The sequence below is a fragment of the Flavobacterium sp. JP2137 genome (assembly GCF_050562195.1).
Taxonomy (GTDB): Bacteria; Bacteroidota; Bacteroidia; order Flavobacteriales; family Flavobacteriaceae; genus Flavobacterium.
This window is the reverse complement of sequence record NZ_CP191647.1, coordinates 2,631,803-2,651,588: the sequence shown is the minus strand read 5'-3', so window position 1 is coordinate 2,651,588 and position 19,786 is coordinate 2,631,803. Positions and strand designations below refer to the sequence as shown.

General features: G+C 42.9%; 13 protein-coding genes. 9 read left to right on the top strand and 4 right to left on the bottom strand.

The genetic code is table 11. The features are described 5' to 3' along the window. Positions 1 to 5: 5 nt before the first annotated feature. Positions 6 to 2,246 carry a cation:proton antiporter gene (locus ACQZ43_RS11670; RefSeq protein WP_430612848.1) on the bottom strand — a complete coding sequence of 747 codons (2,241 nt, stop codon included), beginning with the start codon at positions 2,244 to 2,246 and terminating at the stop codon, positions 6 to 8. 589 nt (positions 2,247 to 2,835) lie between these two features. Here ACQZ43_RS11670 and ACQZ43_RS11665 point away from each other — a divergent pair. From ACQZ43_RS11665 to ACQZ43_RS11645, 5 genes are all read left to right on the top strand, one after another. Further along, a complete protein-coding gene (locus tag ACQZ43_RS11665; RefSeq protein ID WP_430612845.1) occupies positions 2,836 to 3,417 on the top strand; it encodes an HdeD family acid-resistance protein in 582 nt (193 codons plus the stop codon). Positions 3,418 to 4,051: 634 nt separating this feature from the next. Further along, entirely contained in the window at positions 4,052 to 5,113 is a 1,062-nt protein-coding gene (locus ACQZ43_RS11660; RefSeq protein WP_430612843.1) for an efflux RND transporter periplasmic adaptor subunit, read from the top strand. 4 nt (positions 5,114 to 5,117) lie between these two features. Continuing rightward, positions 5,118 to 8,189, top strand: coding sequence for an efflux RND transporter permease subunit (locus ACQZ43_RS11655; RefSeq protein WP_430612840.1), 3,072 nt, complete (start codon positions 5,118 to 5,120; stop codon positions 8,187 to 8,189). 4 nt (positions 8,190 to 8,193) lie between these two features. Continuing rightward, positions 8,194 to 9,510 (top strand): TolC family protein, encoded by a 1,317-nt coding sequence (locus ACQZ43_RS11650; RefSeq protein WP_430612838.1) that lies wholly within the window; start codon positions 8,194 to 8,196, stop codon positions 9,508 to 9,510. A gap of 272 nt (positions 9,511 to 9,782) precedes the next feature. Continuing rightward, a complete protein-coding gene (locus tag ACQZ43_RS11645; RefSeq protein WP_430612836.1) occupies positions 9,783 to 10,604 on the top strand; it encodes a 5'-nucleotidase, lipoprotein e(P4) family in 822 nt (273 codons plus the stop codon). 126 nt (positions 10,605 to 10,730) lie between these two features. On the opposite strand, the gene ACQZ43_RS11640 is transcribed toward ACQZ43_RS11645, so the two are convergent. Together ACQZ43_RS11640 and ACQZ43_RS11635 are read right to left on the bottom strand one after the other, a co-directional pair. After that, the gene (locus ACQZ43_RS11640) at positions 10,731 to 11,750 is read right to left on the bottom strand and encodes a hypothetical protein (protein ID WP_430612834.1); all 1,020 of its coding nucleotides are present in this window, start codon (positions 11,748 to 11,750) and stop codon (positions 10,731 to 10,733) included. Positions 11,751 to 11,933: 183 nt separating this feature from the next. Beyond that, complete coding sequence (locus ACQZ43_RS11635; RefSeq protein WP_430615662.1) at positions 11,934 to 13,079, bottom strand: Atu1372/SO_1960 family protein; 1,146 nt, start codon at positions 13,077 to 13,079, stop codon at positions 11,934 to 11,936. A 303-nt stretch (positions 13,080 to 13,382) separates the two neighbouring features. On the opposite strand from ACQZ43_RS11635, the gene ACQZ43_RS11630 reads away from it, so the two are divergent. The 3 genes from ACQZ43_RS11630 (at position 13,383) to ACQZ43_RS11620 (ending at position 15,658) form a co-directional block, all read left to right on the top strand. Next, the gene (locus tag ACQZ43_RS11630) at positions 13,383 to 13,730 is read left to right on the top strand and encodes a hypothetical protein (protein ID WP_430612832.1); all 348 of its coding nucleotides are present in this window, start codon (positions 13,383 to 13,385) and stop codon (positions 13,728 to 13,730) included. Next, entirely contained in the window at positions 13,700 to 14,566 is an 867-nt protein-coding gene (locus ACQZ43_RS11625; RefSeq protein ID WP_430612830.1) for a helix-turn-helix domain-containing protein, read from the top strand. Before ACQZ43_RS11630 ends, ACQZ43_RS11625 begins: the two co-directional genes overlap by 31 nt. A 213-nt stretch (positions 14,567 to 14,779) precedes the next feature. Beyond that, entirely contained in the window at positions 14,780 to 15,658 is an 879-nt protein-coding gene (locus ACQZ43_RS11620) for a DnaJ domain-containing protein (protein WP_430612828.1), read from the top strand. 216 nt (positions 15,659 to 15,874) lie between these two features. Here ACQZ43_RS11620 and ACQZ43_RS11615 read toward each other — a convergent pair whose 3' ends face one another. Further along, positions 15,875 to 17,830 carry a M4 family metallopeptidase gene (locus ACQZ43_RS11615; RefSeq protein WP_430612826.1) on the bottom strand — a complete coding sequence of 652 codons (1,956 nt, stop codon included), beginning with the start codon at positions 17,828 to 17,830 and terminating at the stop codon, positions 15,875 to 15,877. 784 nt (positions 17,831 to 18,614) lie between these two features. Here ACQZ43_RS11615 and ACQZ43_RS11610 point away from each other — a divergent pair. Then, the gene (locus tag ACQZ43_RS11610) at positions 18,615 to 19,760 is read left to right on the top strand and encodes a porin (RefSeq protein WP_430612824.1); all 1,146 of its coding nucleotides are present in this window, start codon (positions 18,615 to 18,617) and stop codon (positions 19,758 to 19,760) included. The last annotated feature ends 26 nt before the right edge of the window (positions 19,761 to 19,786 follow it).

The window sequence follows — 19,786 nt, the reverse complement described above, 5'->3', positions numbered from 1 at the left end:
ATTCCTTATTTAATCAGGGCTTCAATCTGTTTCTGATCGCCGATCAGCCAAAGGATGTCCCCTTGTTTTAAAACAAAGTCCGACTCGGGATTGATAATCCGTTTTCCATCGCGTTCAATTCCCGCTACTATACTTCGAATTTTATCTCGCATCTCGGTTTCCCGTATGGTTTTACCGATAAAATACTCGTTGTTCAATTCAATTTTCTGCAGAATAATATCGTTGTCTTCAATAGAGCTCAAATTATTCGCATTCAAATAGTGCTCAAACATCGCAATCTGTTCGTCGGTACCGATTACATACACCACGTCTTTTGGAAATAATCGCTCGTGACGAGTGGGTACATTAATCGTCAACTCCCCTCTTTTGATGATGGCAATATTGATTCCCAGTGTTTCTCTCAATTTCAATTCCAGCAAGGTCCTTCCGGCCAATGCGGATTCCTGTGCAATTTCAAAGGTAGTCATGTGACCGTCCCACGGCGTTAAACTGCTCTTATTTCTAACGGCTTCCGAACGTTCACGGCTGTTTAAATTCTCGATAAAACGGCTGGCAATCTTCAGATAGAGCTGCTGTAGTTTCTTGGGAAACAAGAACATCACAACCAGTAGCGCAATCAATAATATAAAGGTAATCAGCGGAGCAAAGAACAGGTTGATAATAAAACCGATAAAGAAGGCTGCCAACAGCATTCTAAAAACCAACATTATGATAACCGGCGTTTTATACTTGCGGTCTTTTTTGATTTCATCCAGCGGTTTTTTACCCACCTTTTGCAATCCCAAAGCCCATAGAATAGGCCCCGCAATCACTATCGACAGCAAACAGAAAAACAGCTTTTCCCAAACGGTATCCGCCATGGGCTTTAAAAACTTAGAAGCCATAATGGCAATACCGATAATGATTACCGAGTGCAATACGATATGCAACACATTGGCCTGTATATACAGCTTCCAATTGCTGGTGGTTTTAATCCCCTCGGTATTGGAACTGTATTGCTCGATTCGATCCTGGAAATTCTGTGGAATTATCTTCTGCAGTGCCAGATAGGTAGGCACCGATTTTTTAATCATAAAAGGCGTGGTAAAGGTGGTAATTGCCGATACTGCCACGATAATGGGGTATAAAAAGTCGCTGATCACACCTAAGGTCATCCCCAAGGTGGCGATAATAAAGGAAAACTCCCCGATCTGCGCCAAACTCATTCCCGCTTGTACCGACTGTTTTAACGGCTGTCCCGACAACAGCGCACCTCCTGCAGTAGAAAGCGCCTTACCGACGATGGTGACCAAAGTAATTATCACAACGGGAATTGCGTATTCCTTAAGGGTATCGATATTGATCAACATCCCTACCGACACAAAGAAAACGGCGCCAAACAAGTCTTTCACCGGTTTGATAATGTGTTCAATTTGTTCTGCTTTGGTGGTTTCCGCAATAATCGACCCCATGATAAATGCCCCAAGCGCTGGAGAAAAACCCGCACTGGTAGCCAACATCACCATCATCAAGCACAAGGCCAGCGATACGATGAGCAGGGTTTCGTCATTCAATAGGGGTTTAACCTTTTTAAGAAGGGTTGGAATTAAGAAAATTCCCGCTAAAAACCACAGTATCAGGAAGAATATCAACTTTAGACTGGACTCCATTAAAGCGACACCCGAAAAATTTTGAGAAACCGAAATCGTCGCCAACAACACCATCAATAAGATTGCTACTATATCTTCGATAATCAAGGTTCCAAAGACGACTCCAGCAAACTTTTGAGTTTTGACGCCGAGTTCATCAAAGGCCCGCAAAATAATCGTCGTAGAGGACATCGAAAGCATGGCTCCCAGGAAAATACTGTCTATTTGACTCCAACCGAGAAACCAACCGACGAGATATCCGATAACAATCATGGAGACGATCTGTACTCCGGCCGTGACCGAAGCGGTACCCCCGACCTTCATCAATTTTTTAAAACTGAATTCCAGTCCCAAGCTAAACAGGAGAATAATCACCCCTATTTCCGCCCATACCTCGACGTTTCCAACTTCTTTTACCGTGGGAAACAACGTAAAGTGCGGCCCGGCTAGAAAACCTGCAATCAGGTATCCCAGCACCAGGGGCTGTTTGATTTTCTTAAATATTAATATCGCGACACCTGCTGTCATTAAGATCAATCCCAAATCGCTTATCAGGGGATATAAGTGATGTGACAATTCGGTTGTTTTTTCTGCCAGTGTATTTAATTCTGCGCTCATATAATAGAAATCGAATTTTAAATGTTTGGTTAAAAATATTTGCCTTTAACAATTAAGATTTAAAAGCAAAGGAGATGTCGCCACAAAAGGGCCATCTTTTGAAAAGATTTGCCTTTTTTGCCAAAAGAAAGGGGCGGCATTTAATTTTCAAGTTGAAAAAACCAAATTTAGTAATTTATAAATTGATTTTTCACAAACAAAACTAAAAATTAAGCCACCATGCCATTAATTAGGAACTCAATAATCAAATTCGCACGCTGCGCGGCGTATAGCCCTAAGTATCGCTTAAGCCAAACAACTAATTGGCAAGGATCAGCACTTACAGACAACAGGGAATGCACTTTCTTATTTAAATCGAGAACGACCGTTTGCCCTACCCGATTCGCACACTGCAATACTGCTGCTGTTTTATCGTTAAACGAAACCCTTTAACGAGCGACTACATAAGTACAGCGCAATTAACCACTTCATTAAAAATTCAAAAATTAACCTAAACTAGTTATCGAGTTTTATTTAAGTCGTCAAAATTTCGGTTTTTCATTAAATAAACGTACTTTTAGTCTATTATAAATACACTAAAATATCGAACATGGAAAATCGAGTTATTAAAACTATGAACAGTGCAGTCAAGCATTGGTACCTTTCAGTAATTGTGGGTATACTCTTTATTTTGTTGGGCTTTTGGATTTTGCGAACTCCTTTAGAAGCTTATATTACGTTGGCGCTTTTATTCAGTATTAGTTTTTTTGTCAACGGTATTTTTGAGATTATCTTTTCGATCAGCAACCGCAAGGGACTTCAAAGTTGGGGGTGGTTTTTGACCATGGGTATCATCGATCTGCTCTTTGGATTGTGGTTGATGCGATCGCCGGAACTGTCGCTAACGGTTTTGCCTTTATTCGTCGGATTTATGATTTTATTCCGATCGGTTTCGACTATTGGATTTTCGATAGAAATCCAGGCTTATGGCTCTAAAAAATGGGGCTGGCTATTGGCCTTGGGAATCTTGGGTATAGTGTTTTCCCTAATCCTAATATGGAATCCAGTCATCGCGGGAATTACGATTGTCTTTTGGACCGCCATGGCCTTCTTAACTTATGGTATAGCCCGTATCGTGATGGGTATACGCTTTAAGGGATTAAAATCCGAAATCGACAAATTGTCTTTATAAACCTGATATATCCAAAGGGTTTTTCACTTCCGAGAAACCCTTTGGATACATTTGAACCCTGTATTTTGTCAATCCAACGCCTTGCAAAGGTCGGCAATCTTTCACAGTTGATCTGCGTCAATCGCATAAAGCACCCCCTAAAACGACTTTTGATTAGCCGCATTTACTCCTCTGTACGAGCTCCTTACCAACAGCGGGCACCCATAAATTACATCAGATACATTTCGACATTATATCTATAGTCGCTTTTCCAATGACTTGCACCTAAGCGAACAACCGTTTTTATTATCTCAGTCAAAAAAAAACACTTATTTTGTGAATACCCCTTGAAAAACCACCTTCTTTGCGATTTTTAACGAAGCTTATTCGTTTATAGAAAACAATAGGCAGCAGCCTAATTTAACACCATACCAGAAATTAATTAACAAAATCCAAAGCATCTATGCCCTCGCATTCACAGTACCACCACTAAAGCGGCCATACTTTTAATTTTTTTTAACATTTTTGGTTTAAAATTGGGGCTTGACAGAAATAAAAAAGCAATTTAATGCCCATGCGCCTTTCGTTTTTATGCAAAATTGCCCTATTTTTGAAAAAAAGCAATTGTCTTTTACACTTCTATAAAAACAACTATATGAAACGAGTACTCCTTCTCGCCTTACTTCTATTATCCATCGGAGGTATGATTGGATATCGCCTGATCCAGAACAACAAAAAGCAAGAAAAAGGTCCGAATAGCGGAAACCTAAGCCCGATAAATGTAAAAGGACTCGTGCTTACCCCGTCCGACTTCAACAATTCCATTCAACTTTCGGGTTCTATAGAGCCCAACGAGCAAGTGGATCTTAAAAGTGAAGTATCCGGTGTAGCGGAAAAGATATTGTTTCAAGAGGGCACCACGGTCTCTCAGGGGCAGACCTTATTAAAGGTCAACGACGCCGAATTACAAGCACAACTGGCACAGGCCAAAACCAAAGTATCGCTAACATCGGAAAACGAACGTCGAGCGAAACTGCTGATCGCCAAGGAAGCGATAAGTCGGGAGGAATATGACGTAGCCTTTGCCGAGCTGCGCTCTGCTCAAGCACAGGTTCAATTGGTAGCTGCTCAAATACAGAAAACCAGTATAAAAGCACCTTTTTCCGGCAAAATTGGTTTGCGATACATCTCACCGGGAACGTATATTACGCCAGCTACGCCCATTGCTACCTTGGTCAACAGCCAACAGGTAAAAATCACCTTTGCCGTACCCGAAAAATATGCGACTCAGGTAAAGGTAGGCGGTAAAATAAGCTTTTCGGTTTCGGGAAATCCCAAAGTATACGACGCGGCGATTTACGCGATTGAAACCCAAATTGAGGTTTCCAACAGAACCCTACAAGTTCGCGCCTTAGCCGACAACGCAACGGGCGAATTGATTCCCGGTTCCTTTGCCAATATCGAATTGATCCTGGACGTGGTAGAAAAAGCCTTGCTCGTGCCTACGGAAGCGATTATTCCAATCCAAAATGGAAAAAAAGTATATATAGCCCAAGGCGGTAAAGCCAAAAGTGTAGTAGTAACTACGGGAACGCGTACAAAAGACGACATCTTAATCTTAGAAGGACTCCAAGTGGGCGATACCCTATTGACTTCGGGTGTGATGTCTTTAAAAGATGAAACACCGGTAAACATCACTTTAACTACTAAAAAATAACATTTTGAGTATATCTACCTTAAGTATCAAGCGACCGGTACTGACTATAGTGATGAATATCATATTGTTGCTATTCGGTGTCATCGGTTACCACTTCTTGGGCGTTCGGGAGTTTCCGTCGATCGATGCGGCACAAGTATCGGTGCGAACCAATTATGCCGGTGCCAATCCAGACATCATCGAATCACAGATTACCGAACCTCTGGAAAAGGCGATCAACAGCATTGATGGGATTCGGAACATCACCTCTTCCAGCACTCAGGGATCGAGCAATATCACCATAGAGTTTAAGTTGGAGAAAAACCTGGAAGAAGCGGCAAACGACGTTAGGGATAAGGTTTCTCAAGCGATGCGAAGCCTGCCTCAAGACATCGATTCCCCGCCAGTGGTGTCCAAAGCCGATTCCGATGGCGAACCGATTATCACCATGACGATTCAAAGCGATACCCGCGATGCATTGGAATTGAGTGATTATGCCGAAAACGTTATTGCACAGCGTATACAAACCATTTCTGGGGTGAGTAGCGTACAGATATGGGGTCAGAAGAAATACGCGATGCGCCTATGGATCAATCCGGAAAAACTCGCGTCTTACGGCGTCACTATTTTAGATGTTAGAGCCGCTTTAAGCGGTCAGAACATCGAATTACCCACGGGTAAATTGGTCGGAGACAACACGGAATTGACCGTAAAGACCAAGGGGAATTTGAGCACTGCTGAAGACTTCAACAACATCATCATACGTTCGGACTCGGGTCGGGTAGTCAAATTGTCGGATGTGGGCAAGGCAGAACTGGGACCTGAAAACACCGAAACACAAATGACCGATGCGGGTAAACCCATGGTTGGTATGGCGATTATTCCCCAGCCGGGAACGAACTACATTGAGATTTCCGACTCTTTTTACAAGGAGTTAGACCAATTAAAAAAAGAGCTACCCGCCGATATCAGCCTTAATATCGCGATGGACAACACCCTGTTTATCAAAAATTCCGTGACCGAAGTAGCCGAAACCATTTTGATTTCCATCACTTTAGTGGTGTTGATCATCTACTTCTTTTTTAGGGATTGGGGCATTGCTTTCCGACCGCTAATCGATATTCCCATTTCGTTAATCGCCACATTCTTCATCATGTTTTTATGTGGGTTTTCCATCAACGTATTGACCTTATTAGCCATTGTTTTGGCCACGGGTTTGGTGGTCGACGATGGAATTGTCGTTACCGAGAATATCTATAAGAAAGTCGAGGAAGGCATGAGCCCAATAGAGGCGGCAATCAAGGGATCAAACGAAATATTTTTTGCGGTTATCTCGATTTCGGTCACCCTAGCCGCCGTTTTCCTCCCCGTAATTTTCTTGGAGGGTTTTGTCGGACGATTATTTCGAGAGTTTGGAGTCGTCATCGCCTCGGCTGTACTGATTTCGGCCTTTGTATCGCTTACACTCACCCCGATGTTAAACGCGTATTTGATGAAAAAAGACGTGAGTAAAAAGTCGCGTTTTTACGAATTTACCGAGCCCTTTTTTGTGCAACTCAACAGCACCTATCAAAATGGCCTAACGGCTTTTATGAAATGGAAATGGGTGAGTTTTCCCATATTGATCCTCTGCTTTGTATTGATTGCGATCTTTTATATCACCATACAAAAGGAAACCGCTCCTTACGACGACCGCAGTATGGTTTCCGTAGGAGTTACCACACCGGAAGGCTCTACGTATGAATACACCGATCGCCTGATGCAGGAATTGTCTCATTTGATTAACGACTCCATACCCGAAAAGAAAATTGCCTTGGTCATCTCCTCACCTGGATTTGGATCATCTGCGGTTAACTCGGGTAGAATACGCTTGTCTTTGGTCGAGCCGGGCGAGCGCGAGCGCTCCCAAGACGAGATTGCCAAACAATTGGGAAAATACACCAAAGCCTATCCAGAAGCGCGGGTACTGATCAATCAACAGCCTACGATTTCGGTCAACAGACGCGGTGGACTTCCGATACAATATATCATACAAGCGCCTAATTTTGAAAAATTAGAAGAGAAGATTCCCGAATTTATGAATGAGGTGGGTCAGGATCCCACTTTTTCAGTAGTCGATGTCAATTTAAAGTTCAACAAACCCGAAATCTACGTCAATATCGACCGCGATAAAGCCCAGTCGCTTGGGGTATCGATTCGCGACATAGCCGAAACCCTGCAATCGTCCCTGTCCGGTCAGCGCTTCGGTTATTTTATGATGAATGGCAAGCAATATCAAATCATCGGACAATTCGACGATTACGATCGCAGTAAGCCAATGGATTTGGTATCTACCTATGTAAAAAACAACAGCGGTCAATTGATACAACTCGACAACTTGGTCACTTTGGAAGAGCGCAGCAGTCCGCCGCAATTGTACCACAACAACCGCTATATGTCGGCAACGGTATCGGCCGGTTTGGCACCGGGCAAGAGTATCAGCGACGGAATTGAGGCGATGGATCGCGCCAAGACCAAGATACTCGACGACAGCTTTACGACCGATTTGTCGGGAGAATCTCGAGATTTTGCCGAAAGCAACTCCAATACGGCCTTTGCTTTTCTATTGGCTTTACTGCTGATTTACCTGATTTTGGCGGCGCAATTTGAAAGTTTTCTCGATCCCTTTATCATTATACTCACCGTACCTATGGCTGTGGCAGGAGCATTGTTTTCCCTGTGGTTGTTTGATCAAACCTGGAATATCTTTAGCCAGATCGGAACGATTATGCTGATCGGGCTGGTAACCAAGAACGGTATTTTAATCGTCGAATTTGCCAATCAATTGCGCGAACGCGGCATCGACAAGCATCAGGCGATTATCGAAGCCTCGGTATCTCGACTGCGCCCGATTTTAATGACGAGTTTCGCCATTGCCTTCGGAGCCTTACCCATTGCCCTTTCCCTAGGCGCGGCTTCGCAAAGCCGGGTTGGAATGGGTGTCGTTATCGTAGGGGGCACCCTGTTTTCGCTCGTGCTTACGCTCTTTGTAATTCCAGCGATTTACTCGATGTGGTCTAAAGCAAAAAAACACCGTCCCGAATTTGATAATTATTAGCAAGATGAAACAATCAGCCTCCATTATAGTCCTCTTTTTTTGGGGATCACTGTCTTTATTCGCACAAGAACCCCCTAAGCTATTGTCTTTGGAAGAGGCAATCAGCCAGACCTTAGACCATAATTTCGACATCAAACTGGCGTCCAACGACCTAAGGATTTCCGAAGCCAATGCCACCAGGGGAAATGCCGGTATGTTGCCCAACTTGGCACTGGTTGCCAACACCAACGACAATTTTACCAACACTACCCAAACGCAAAGTGACGGTTCTGTGCGCGACTTGGACAATTCAAAAAACAACTCGTTGAGCTATGGCGCCGCCTTTAACTGGACGCTTTTTGACGGGTTTAAAATGTTTGCCAAATACGACGAATTGCAGCAAAACAAAGCGCAAAGCCAAAAGGAACTGCAGATAAAAGTATTGGAAAAAGTCAACGAAATCTATACGGTATATTACGATTTGGTGCAGCAACAAAAGCTTTTTACCGCCTTGGATACCGCTGTAGTGATTTCCAAACAACGACTGGACATAGCGGAAAACCGCTATCAAATTGGGAAGGCTTCCAAATTGGAAGTGCTCAATGCCAAGGTGGATTTGAATACGGATATCACCAATTTAACCAAGCAGAAAGAATACTATTACAACACCAAGGTGCGTTTGAATCGGGCGATTTCTAGAGATGCCTTTGATCTCGACTTTGTAGTGGCTTCTGACGTGGCGATCAATTGGGACTTGCAACTGGTCGATTTGCTGTTGCAATTGGACGCGCAAAACCCCGATTTACAATTGGCAATGATCAATGCAGACATCGCACAGCTGCAGTACAAGCAACTGCGGGCCGACCGCTATCCGACCTTGCTGCTCAACTCGGGCTATACCTTTTCGGAATCGGAATCGAGTTTGGGCTTTGTCAGCAAATCCTCCGGTCGCGGTTGGAATTACGGATTCACCGCACGTTTAAACCTATTCGACGGCCGCCGTCAGGCTCAAAAGGAGAAGATTGCACGTATCGAAATGGACAACGCTCAAATTGTAATCGAAAGACAGCGCCAATACATAGAAACGGAGCTGATGATGGCTTTTCAAACCTATTCCACCAATTTGGAATTGGTTACCCTAGAAGGTAAAAACGAAGAAATCGCCAAGGAAAACCTCCAGATAACCATGGATAAATTCGAAATAGGTACCATTAGCACCATTGAATTTAGAACCGCACAATTGAACTATGTCAATGCCGTGGTGCGCAATAACAATGCGCAATACCAAGCCAAGCTCTCGGAGGTCATCCTAAAGGTATTGATCGGACAATTGGACATTTAAATCTTTATGACAGCAGCCGCAGTCGAATGCTGAAAGCGGCTGTCAATCAAAACACAGGTATCAGGGGGAGCTGCGGGTTAGGCCACTAAGCCTGTATAAGACGTATTAAAAGGCACTTGACTGGTAGGAACAACGACAAAAAGAACCGAATAGCAATTCCAAAATAGCGCCCTAGCACAACAAGGGGAACGGCTAATTTTTGTATTTTATCATTTATTTAAGGGTATAAACCCTTAAATTTGCCCTTTAATTTACACTACAAAATTTCTTTCATGTTTCATTCAAAAATTTATGCAGCGGCTTTATCGCTAGCCTTTTTAAGCAGTTGTCAAGTTTCGCAAATCAAGTCTACCCCTACTGAACAGCAGCGGGTGGTTAACGACATCGAACTGAACGGCAAGGTATATTCGGCAGTCTTTCATCAGCGAGCGGCAGAATACCAAGCCCTGTGTCAACAGGCCTTTAATGTGGCAACAACGCATTTAGATGTAATTTTACAACAACAGCACAGCAAGCCTATCGCAATCGTTACCGATATAGACGAAACCTTTTTAGACAATTCGCCTTATGCGGTAGAAATGGCCAAAAGAGGGCAGGTTTTCGACGAAAGCAGTTGGTTGGAGTGGACTTCAAAGGGTGCAGCCAAACCGCTCATGGGCAGTCAGGAATTTTTTAAGTACGCCGCTTCTAAGGGAGTGACTATTTACTATATCACCAATAGAAATCAAAACGACAAGGCCGGTACAATTGCCAATTTAAAAAAATACGATTATCCCTTGGCAGATGAGCAGCACCTTATTGTGCGCCAAACGGAATCCAGCAAGGAAACCCGCCGACTTAAAGTGAGTGAAACCCACGAAATCGTGATGTTGCTAGGCGATAATTTATCCGACTTCTCTCAAGCCTTCGACAAAAAGACCGAAGCACAACGCTTGGAAGCGGTGCGAAACAATGCGCGCGAATTCGGCAAGAAATTCATCGTCTTACCCAATGTCAATTACGGAGACTGGGAATCCGCCATCTTTGACTACAAAAGAGATTGGACCCCACAACAAAAAGACTCGATCTATCACAGTAAATTAATCGGGTTTTAAAACGCCTGATATTCCCAAAGACAAAACGGAACCCACTAGACGAGGGTTCCGTTTTGTCTTTTAGGCGATTTGCAGCAAGCTCCCCCATCGAGGGAGCGCAATTCCCATAAAGGACAAGCCAAATTCTTATGAGAAATAGCGGTATTCGATATACAGTACCGCTTGGTGATTTCCCGCTTCATCGATAAAATACAAGGTATCTTGCAAACCCTTTTCGTTGCAACTGAAATAATACTTAAAGGTGTAATCTACGGGCTTCGACTTAGGCTGCTGATTTATATAGAACATGGAGTCGCCGCAAATCACTCTCGTATTGGTGAACAACGGTTTTTGAAGCACAAAAAAGTGGGGGCCATAGTTTTTATACGTACTCTTGTGGTATTCGGTGGGCGGGTAAATCCCGTCGACGGCATCAAAATACAATTCTCGCTGGGTTCGTTCGCTTATATAAAATATTTCATCTGCCGGATAATCGATTTTTAAACGCCTTTTGAGCAAAACCCGAGGTCTCTCTTTTAATTGGGTACCCCACAACCAATGCCGTTGCAAAGTGGGAAAATCCACCTTCCTCTTCAATTGGTAATAATTAAAAAGGTGGTTGCGCTTGTTTAAATACAAACCACTTACAGCCGTAGTGGTTGTTCTAATTACATCCACGCCCTTTTTACCGTCTTTCCACACCGAATCCCGCTGCTGTTCCGTCCCGACCATTTTGAGTAGGGAATCGTTGTAATAATAACTTTGCACGCGCTTTTGCCAACCGCCTACGCTGTTCTCATAAACCCCTCTAAGCCATTCTCCTGAGGCGGTTACCTCATAGGTATCTTCGTCAAAATCCCGATAACCCAAGACCCGATTGGTTTGAGATTGTTTTACGACAAAGGACTTCACCTGGTGGGCACGCAAATAGTTTGGCAGGGCTACCACAATTTGGAAATTTTCATTCGCGTTAAACAAATCGTCAAAATCCGTGTGATAGGGGGATTCTATAAATTCGTTTAGCACCTTGTTGGGGTGGTATTCGTAATCGTATTCCACAAATACAAATTCGATTTCGTTATTGGCGTATTCCCGTTGGGCAAAAAGCGCCGCTGTGCTCGTAAAAAGCAGGATTAATATCAGATATATTTTCTCGATTCTCGTCATTTTTCTACAAACTTATTGCGCGTTATACCCGCACGAGCGCAGAGGCGGTTTACTCCTATTGAACAAGCCCATCACCTCTGCTCTTCCAATCGAAATATATACAATTTATTTGAGAAAAGTCGATGTAACAATTGGTAAAAAACGCGCGTCTACAAGTCAAAAACCCGTGACAATTGCAACCGTTTATTCAATTTCAAACACCGCTTGGATTTCCACCGCTGAATTGACCGGTATAGACGATGCGCCAACCGTGGCACGGGTGTGTTTACCGCGATTGCCAAACACCTCGATTAATAGATCGGAAGCGCTGTTCATCAAACCCGCATGTTGGGTATAACCCGCGGCGGTGTTAAAGAAACCCGTGAGTTGCACGCATTGTTTTACCCGATTCAAATCGCCCTGAGTAGCATCCTTTAAAACGGCGATGACATTGAGCATGGTTTGTCGCGTGGCTTCCTTGGCTTGGGCTACGGTCAAATCCTTTTCGATGATGCCTGGATACAGTATCTTTCCGTCTTTTAAGGCTACTTGATTGATGTATACCAGATTTCCCGTGCGCACATAGGGCACATAGCTCCCCGCCGGAGCAGGTGTATCGGGCAAAGTGATTTGGAGTTCACTTAAGCGACTTTCAATGCTGATACGCTGGGGTTTTGATGCCGAAACTGCTTTTTTCTTAGGCGATTCCACCGCCAAGGCAACCGCTACGCGTGCCAGTGCTTCGCCTTGCAATCGCGCGGCATTTAATTCGCTAGCCGTGGGACGTTCAGGGGCAGGCATTGAAGCCAAGCTCGTCGTGCCAAATACCGTATTTCCCTGAGCGGTATTTTTATCCATCCCATCCATAGCCATAATGCCCGTAGGCACCAAGATCATACCGTGTACCGCCAAGCTGCTCCAAAAGGACAAAATAGCTGCTTCATTACCCGCGCCACTACCCGCTCCCATAAAAACGGTTGCCGGTATTCCTTCAAGGGCTCTGTCGGTCCAAATTTTCACGGATTGATCTAAAAACGACCTCATGGCGCCACTCATATTGCCGAAGTGCACGGGAGATCCGAAAGCGATACCGTCATACTGGGTCAGATCGTCTATGATTGCCAGCGGTATATCGCTGTTTTTTTCGGTATTGGTCGCGGTTTCAATGCGTTTTAGAACGGCTTGCGCCCGAGGGTTTTTGTCGATGCCCTCTGCCAATGCCCGCGCCAATTTATAGGTGGTGCTCTGCTCGGAATGAAAGAGAACTAAAATTTGCTTTTTCTCTTGCGCCACACTCGTTAAACACGGAAGGATACTCAAAGCGATCAGCGCTATTTTTAACTGTTTTATCATGATTTTTTCGGTATAGTAAACTATGGGTCGAGCGCGCTAAAGGCGCAGGAAACCACTGGGGTTAAACAATGGCAAATTTCGCCAATAAAATCGATTAAACAGTCGTTGTATTGCGCCAATGTATTATCCCAATGCGACAATATCGGTATTTACAGCGAAAAAAGCGTTTGAACTAATCCGGGTAAATACCCCTTTAAAAACCCAAAAAAATCATAAAAAACGCTCTTTTATAAAAGCTTATCTTCTTTTCTAGCACTGTTTTTCCTATATTTGAATATAGGAATCACAAACTCATACGCCATGAAAACAAATCAAAAGGACCCTTTCGAACAACCGGATTTCCTGCTGGCAGAAGTGCCAATTAAAGACGGATCCCCCACGGATGACCGGCTGTGGATTTACTGCCACAAGACCTTTTCGCTGATTGAATTTATTTTAAAAGAGGAATTTAGCGAACGCAAATTTATAGGTACACAAGCGCCTTTTGTCTATGTGGATCTCGACGGTTATAAAGAAGATTGGATTGGGGTTTACGTCCAAAACAATTGCGCCTTAGTCGGTGCGGATCAAAACGACAATCTAAAAGCGGCCTGGGCCTTTCTAGAAGCTTATTTTAAATGGGAAGAAATGGAAGACGACAACAATTAGTTCGTGTCTCAATCCCTTTCCCCTTTAACTATAAATTTTTAGACTTGCAATCCCCTCCCGACTTCTGTCATATATCCGTCGACAAAAGCACGAAAAAAGCTTTGGTTTGGCATGACTCCAATTGGAAATTTGGCGATGCGCCACACCAACATCAAATGGGTCAATTAATTTACGTCGAAAGCGGTTTTCAATATCTGTACACTCCGGAGCGCAGCTATTTGATTCCGCAGCACCACTGTGCGTGGATACCAGCCAATTGCCGCCATCACAGTACTTCGCCAAAAGAGCGGGTATTTTTGAGGACCATTTTCTTTCAGGTGAACGACGAACGGGATTTTTACAAGACGCTGCAACTCTTTCCCGCACCCAACGTGCTCAGAGAGATGATTTTGTTTACCGAGCGCTATTCGTGTATACAGACCGAAGATGAAGTGGAATCCGCTTTTTTACAGGGTTTACTGCTGAGTTTACCACAAATGGTTACCACTGCGGCACCGCTTTCTGTGCCGGTGCCCCAACAGCCCAAACTGGCCGAAGTCGTTCGCACTATAGTGGAACAGCTCGACCAACCGATCAATTTTAAGGCGCTCGCCCTTCGCTACGGCTATTCGCTACGAACCTTGGAGCGCAGTTTTCAAGAGGAGCTCGGACTTACACCCAGCAGTTATTTGCAGATGATTCGCATGATTAAAGCCATGGAACTACTGACCGATGGACATCATCACATTGGCGAAGTAGCCTATAGCGTTGGTTACCAAAGCGTGCCGACTTTTAGCAAGACGTTTAAGGCGATGTTTGGAAAATCGCCCAAATTCTATGCGTATCTTCGGGCTTGACCCTCGAATCATTTGAAGTGAGCGCGCCGCGAGCAGTCCTTGGCACAAACAGCGCTTCGATTTAATCCCTTTAGCGGAAAAAAAAAGGTTAACCGATACCATTTATACAAAAACCGCTAATTTTAAGTTCATAAAGCGCCCGTACTCCGAAGTATATCCTTATTTTAGCAGTGAAATGATTGCCGTTAACTTACCGCTTTCCACTACCTATTGATGAAGGATTATTACAAAACACTCGGTATTCCCCGAACAGCTACGACGGCAGAAATAAAAAGTGCCTATCGGAAGCTATCGCTGTTGTACCATCCCGATCGCAATAATGGCGAGGACAAATTCAATGCGTTATTTTCAGAAATCAACGAGGCCTATCAGACGCTCTATTCAGCGGATAAACGCAGCAATTACGACCAGTTGTGGGCCAATAAAGGCAGTCGACCGCGTCAAGATTACCGATCGTATCAGCAAGAACAATCCTATATACAGCCCATAATCGAGCGTTTCTACGTAGACAAAATCTTTTTTAGACCGGGAGAAATCGTTACGATCACTTGGAATGTGCTCCATGCGCATACCATAGAATTGCGCCCGTTTGGCTTTGTCGAAGCCCAAGGGGTCAAAAAGATTAAAATCAACCAGTCCAACCTGCATTTAGAAATCAATTTAATCGCCTTTAACCAGGTGTCTAAGCGGTATTACAGCAGTAGAATCCTATTGGAAAACATCAATCATCCGCAATCTCAAAACTATTCCAAAAGAGCAACCACGCAATTTGACTCCAAAAACAAGTTAAAAGAGTTTTTTTCACTAGAGGGTAACCTCGATCGTTTTTCGTATTTTAAGCGGTTGTTTTTATTGTTTTTACTGTTTATCGGCTTCAATTTCCTGCTAAAATTTTACCTCGCGCCACTCGAAGGACTTATGACTTTGGTATATCTCTTCTGCTTTATAGGCACGGTGATACAGACGGCCAAACGCTTAAACGCCATTTCTTTGAGCTGGTATTTTTGCATACTCTTACTGATTCCGTATGTCAATCTCTTACTGGTCATACTGCTATTGCTCATTCCCAGCACCACAAAAAAAGAGGTTTAAAAAGGGAAGCCAAAGCAAACACAGTGAGGCCAAATTGCGAAAGCGCAGCAGCTCTTTTGCTTCGAAATTTCAGCGGTGCGCCCAAAGTTAGCGGTTGCTCCTGAACTTTTCTTCCTAACGACAGCCGATTAAATCCAAAAAAAAAACAGCAAAACCACGAATGATTTTGCTGTTTAAAAAGTTATAAACTAGTCTCTTATAACTTTTTGCTACTAACTAATTGTTGATCATTAATTTTTGAGAATGCACTTGTCCGTTGGCGTTAAACTTTAAGAAGTAAACCCCATTAGACCAGGCTTGAACATTGATCGTATTCTCACCCTTATTCAATGTTGTTGTATTTAGAACGCGTTTGCCCAATAAATCAAAAGCCTCTACCGTCACCACACCAGCTACTTGCGTATTGATAAATACCGTACCGGAATTGGCAGGATTAGGATATACAGCCAAATTGCTTGTAATCTCATTTTCAGTTACACTCATACGCTCTCCGATTCCCACGGCATACCAAGCGTCTAAAACCGCTTCGTATTCGGGAGAATTTTCTCCGTACAAGTCTTTAGCTGCACGTACAGAACCGTTATAGGCATCTAAAAAAGTAGCCTGTTTGGTCAGATAAGTCGTTAAATTTCTATAGGCGATTTTTTCGGCTTTTGCGATGCCAATACCGTTTACCGTATAGCTTTTATTCAAATCGTTGGTTCCAGAACCCCCTTCGGTCAACAGGTAAAACCAGTGATTTTGCACACCGCTATTAATATGTACACCGCCGTTGTCAAACTCCGACAGCGTACTGATCCAATAGCGTCCTTTATAGGTATCGGGGTTATTGAATAGATTTGGATTTGACATACTTCTCATAGCACCGCCTCGAAGCATAATGTTTTCACCAATGGTCCAGTTCGGATTTGAATTGACATAAAACTCTATTGCCGTACCAAAAATATCGGCAAAAGATTCGTTAAGAGCACCGGATTCCCCTTGGTAAATCAATCCCTCAGATCCGTTGTATTCCACGACTATGTGCGTAAACTCGTGTCCCGTAACATCAAGCCCTACAACAGGACCCATTTCGCGACCATCTCCACGTCCGTATACCATAAAATTATACGGTGGCGGAAAGGCGCCTGCATTGTTTGGATACCCACTTTCCGGCATTATCGTTTCTAAAATCACGGCATTGTAGTAATTTTTAATCACTCCACCGCGCGTATCATAACTGTCTCTATTGAATTTTTGGTTGTAATAATCGTAGGTTTTACCAATACCCCAATGAGCATCGACAGCCGGATTTTTTACAAAATCTGTGGTTGTACTCACGATGTCACTGAGTCCCGAAAACGAGCCACTTGGGTTCATACGAGCCGATGAAGCGTCATAGGTTTCCACATTACGCGCTTGATCTCTCAAGCGAAAACCGCCTGAAAAACTATCTGCTGTTATATTTTGTCTTCCTCTATAATGAGTCTGTCCCGTGGCGCTAACATCTGCATCGTGAATCAAGTCGACCGTATTAATCACCACGCCCGATTCTTGTGCTATATAAAGCACAGCCATCACTAAGGGTTCGAAAGAATCGATACGCACTCTTTTGGCCAATACCTTTTCTATACTTCCATCGCTATTTTCCACCTTGGCAAAAACCGCGGTAACGGGATAGTCGGCAGCTAATTCCTCAATCTTATAACGGCTTTTAGCGATATCCAATGCGCGTTCATCACTCAAGGTTTCCGCTACACTTTGATCTTTAATCACGCTGAGTTGTCCGTTGATACTTTGAACGATATTTCCCTTGGAATGGATAAAAATCATCTCTCCATCCACGGCTATTCCCTTGAAATAGTGTTGGAAATGGGTATGAGTCGTTTTTAAGTCGTCGGTATGGCTACTCACCTCTTTAAAGGTGTGATTAGCATTGAGGTCAAACGATTCATTGAGTCCATTAAGCACCTCGCTAACCGTTAGTTTATGCGATTCCAAATCCATAAAAAAGGATCCGAAATCATTGATCGTTTTAATTTTGGGTACTTTGTTCGCTGCAACTGCAAGCTGTATTTCTACAGCGGTGGGGGAAGAAGCAGGAATACTAGCTTGTGCTGGGGCTGCGACAAGTAAAAAAGACAGATATAAAATAGACCCTAACTTGTGAAGCGATAATGATTTTCTTTTCATAATGGAAACCGTAAAACAGTAGTAATTTTTGTGTTTATATTAAGCTTATATTTCAATTCCGCTTTTAAATACTATAAATCGTTTAAAAAATTTAGATAAAAAAGAACACTTTTTAATCAATTAATACAATAGCTGAATTTAACACAATAAAATTACATTTAATATTGTTATTTGAGCCTGCAATAACACTAAATAAATGTGAAAAAAAAATTAAAAAACGTTAAATTTTACGATTCAACTTTTTAAAAATCAGTAATTTGCCTGTAAATACCGCGTTGAACCTCAATAAAATACACTTCTACTTTATCAAACATTCCTGCCCCATTACCTTATATATATACCTTATTAATAAAAAATATTTTTATTATATCTCAAAAACATATAAAATATTGTAGTAAAACAAAATTGCATTTTCTAAGAAACAAGCCGAGCACGGCTCAGCATAAATTTAAGTATACGCAATCACCTAGCCTAAAAGCAATAAACAACCCTTATTTTTAAATAAAAAAACGACAATATCCTAAATTAGCTGTTATAATTATTAAATAAACACAAAAACAACAAGTTCACGCAGTATTTATAACACACTGTATTTTGGTAAAAAATAAAATAGATTGTCGTTAATTTAATTAATACCACATATTTATATCAATAATTAACTAAAAAAATAAATTATAATCAAATTTAATATGGACGTAAAATTTAATTAAAAAAATGTTAACTTTATTACAATCAATTTTTCTAATCTCGCATTAAATCCGAATTAGATATAAAAAAAACGAGTATGGCTGTGACTTCTACTACATTTAAAAAACTGGGACTACTGTTTTTTCTACCGACAGCATTGTTTGCGCAAACCGCAACGGACTCCGTGATTCCCGCACCGACAAAATACCCTCAATTTCAATTTAAAGGCCTTTTTCAAGCGCGTTATTCTTCGGGTTTTACAGAGGGTGTAGACCTCAGCGGCATGCATCATTCGGAGGGTTCGGTCACGCGAAATTCCTTTGAGGTCAAGCGAATGCGCGTACAGGTTCGAGCTAGCATTGGAGAGCGAACGGAAGTCGTAGCCTTGGTCAATTTGGCCGATTTCAAATCCGATCCCAAAAACAAGGTTTTGGAAAATGCCTATATCAAATACAGCTTTAGCAAGGCCGTCAGTTTTACTTTGGGCCAATTTCGCCCGTGGTTTGGCATTGAAGAAACCTATTCCGTCGACATCATTCGGTCTATGGATTTTTCCAATCAGTATTACGAGTTTGGCAAGATCGGTTGGACGAGTTTCCAAACCGGTGTTTCGATGAACGGTACTTTTAATACCGAATCCCTACCCATCACCTATGCCCTATCCGTGATGAATGGCAACGGCCGAAACCAAATTATGGACAGCGACAACGGCAAGCACTACTCCACGCGTATCGTTTTGGGTCTTTCCGAAAAAAACAACATCAACTTGGGCTTTAACGGCGGTATCGGTGAGGTCAACAAACGGCAGATACACGCCTACGGCTTGGATTTAACCGCAGATTACAAACTGTCGGACCGCCTAACCCTCGAAACCCAATTCGAAGCCAAGCAAGCGATTAACCAAGTCCGCTATTTTGGCATACCCGAAGCAGAGCGAACTACCGCTTTGAGTGAGTACCAGCTCCGAGGTTTCTATGTGCTGCCCAACTTGAGATACGAGATACACTATAAAAAACTCAGCGCCGTCGAATTCTCCTGCCGTTACGAATATATGGACTTGGATTACAAACTAAACTCCAATCCGCGACAAACCCTTTTGCCGATGTTGGGCTTAGAGTTTTTAAAAGACTACGGTGCTCGCATACAATTGGGGCTGCAAATCGATGTATACAAAAACCAAATCGCCAACAGCGTTCAACACAACAACAATCTTTTGGTACTGCAAGTACAAAGTCGTCTCTAATTCTCTTTAATCAAACTCATCCTCTA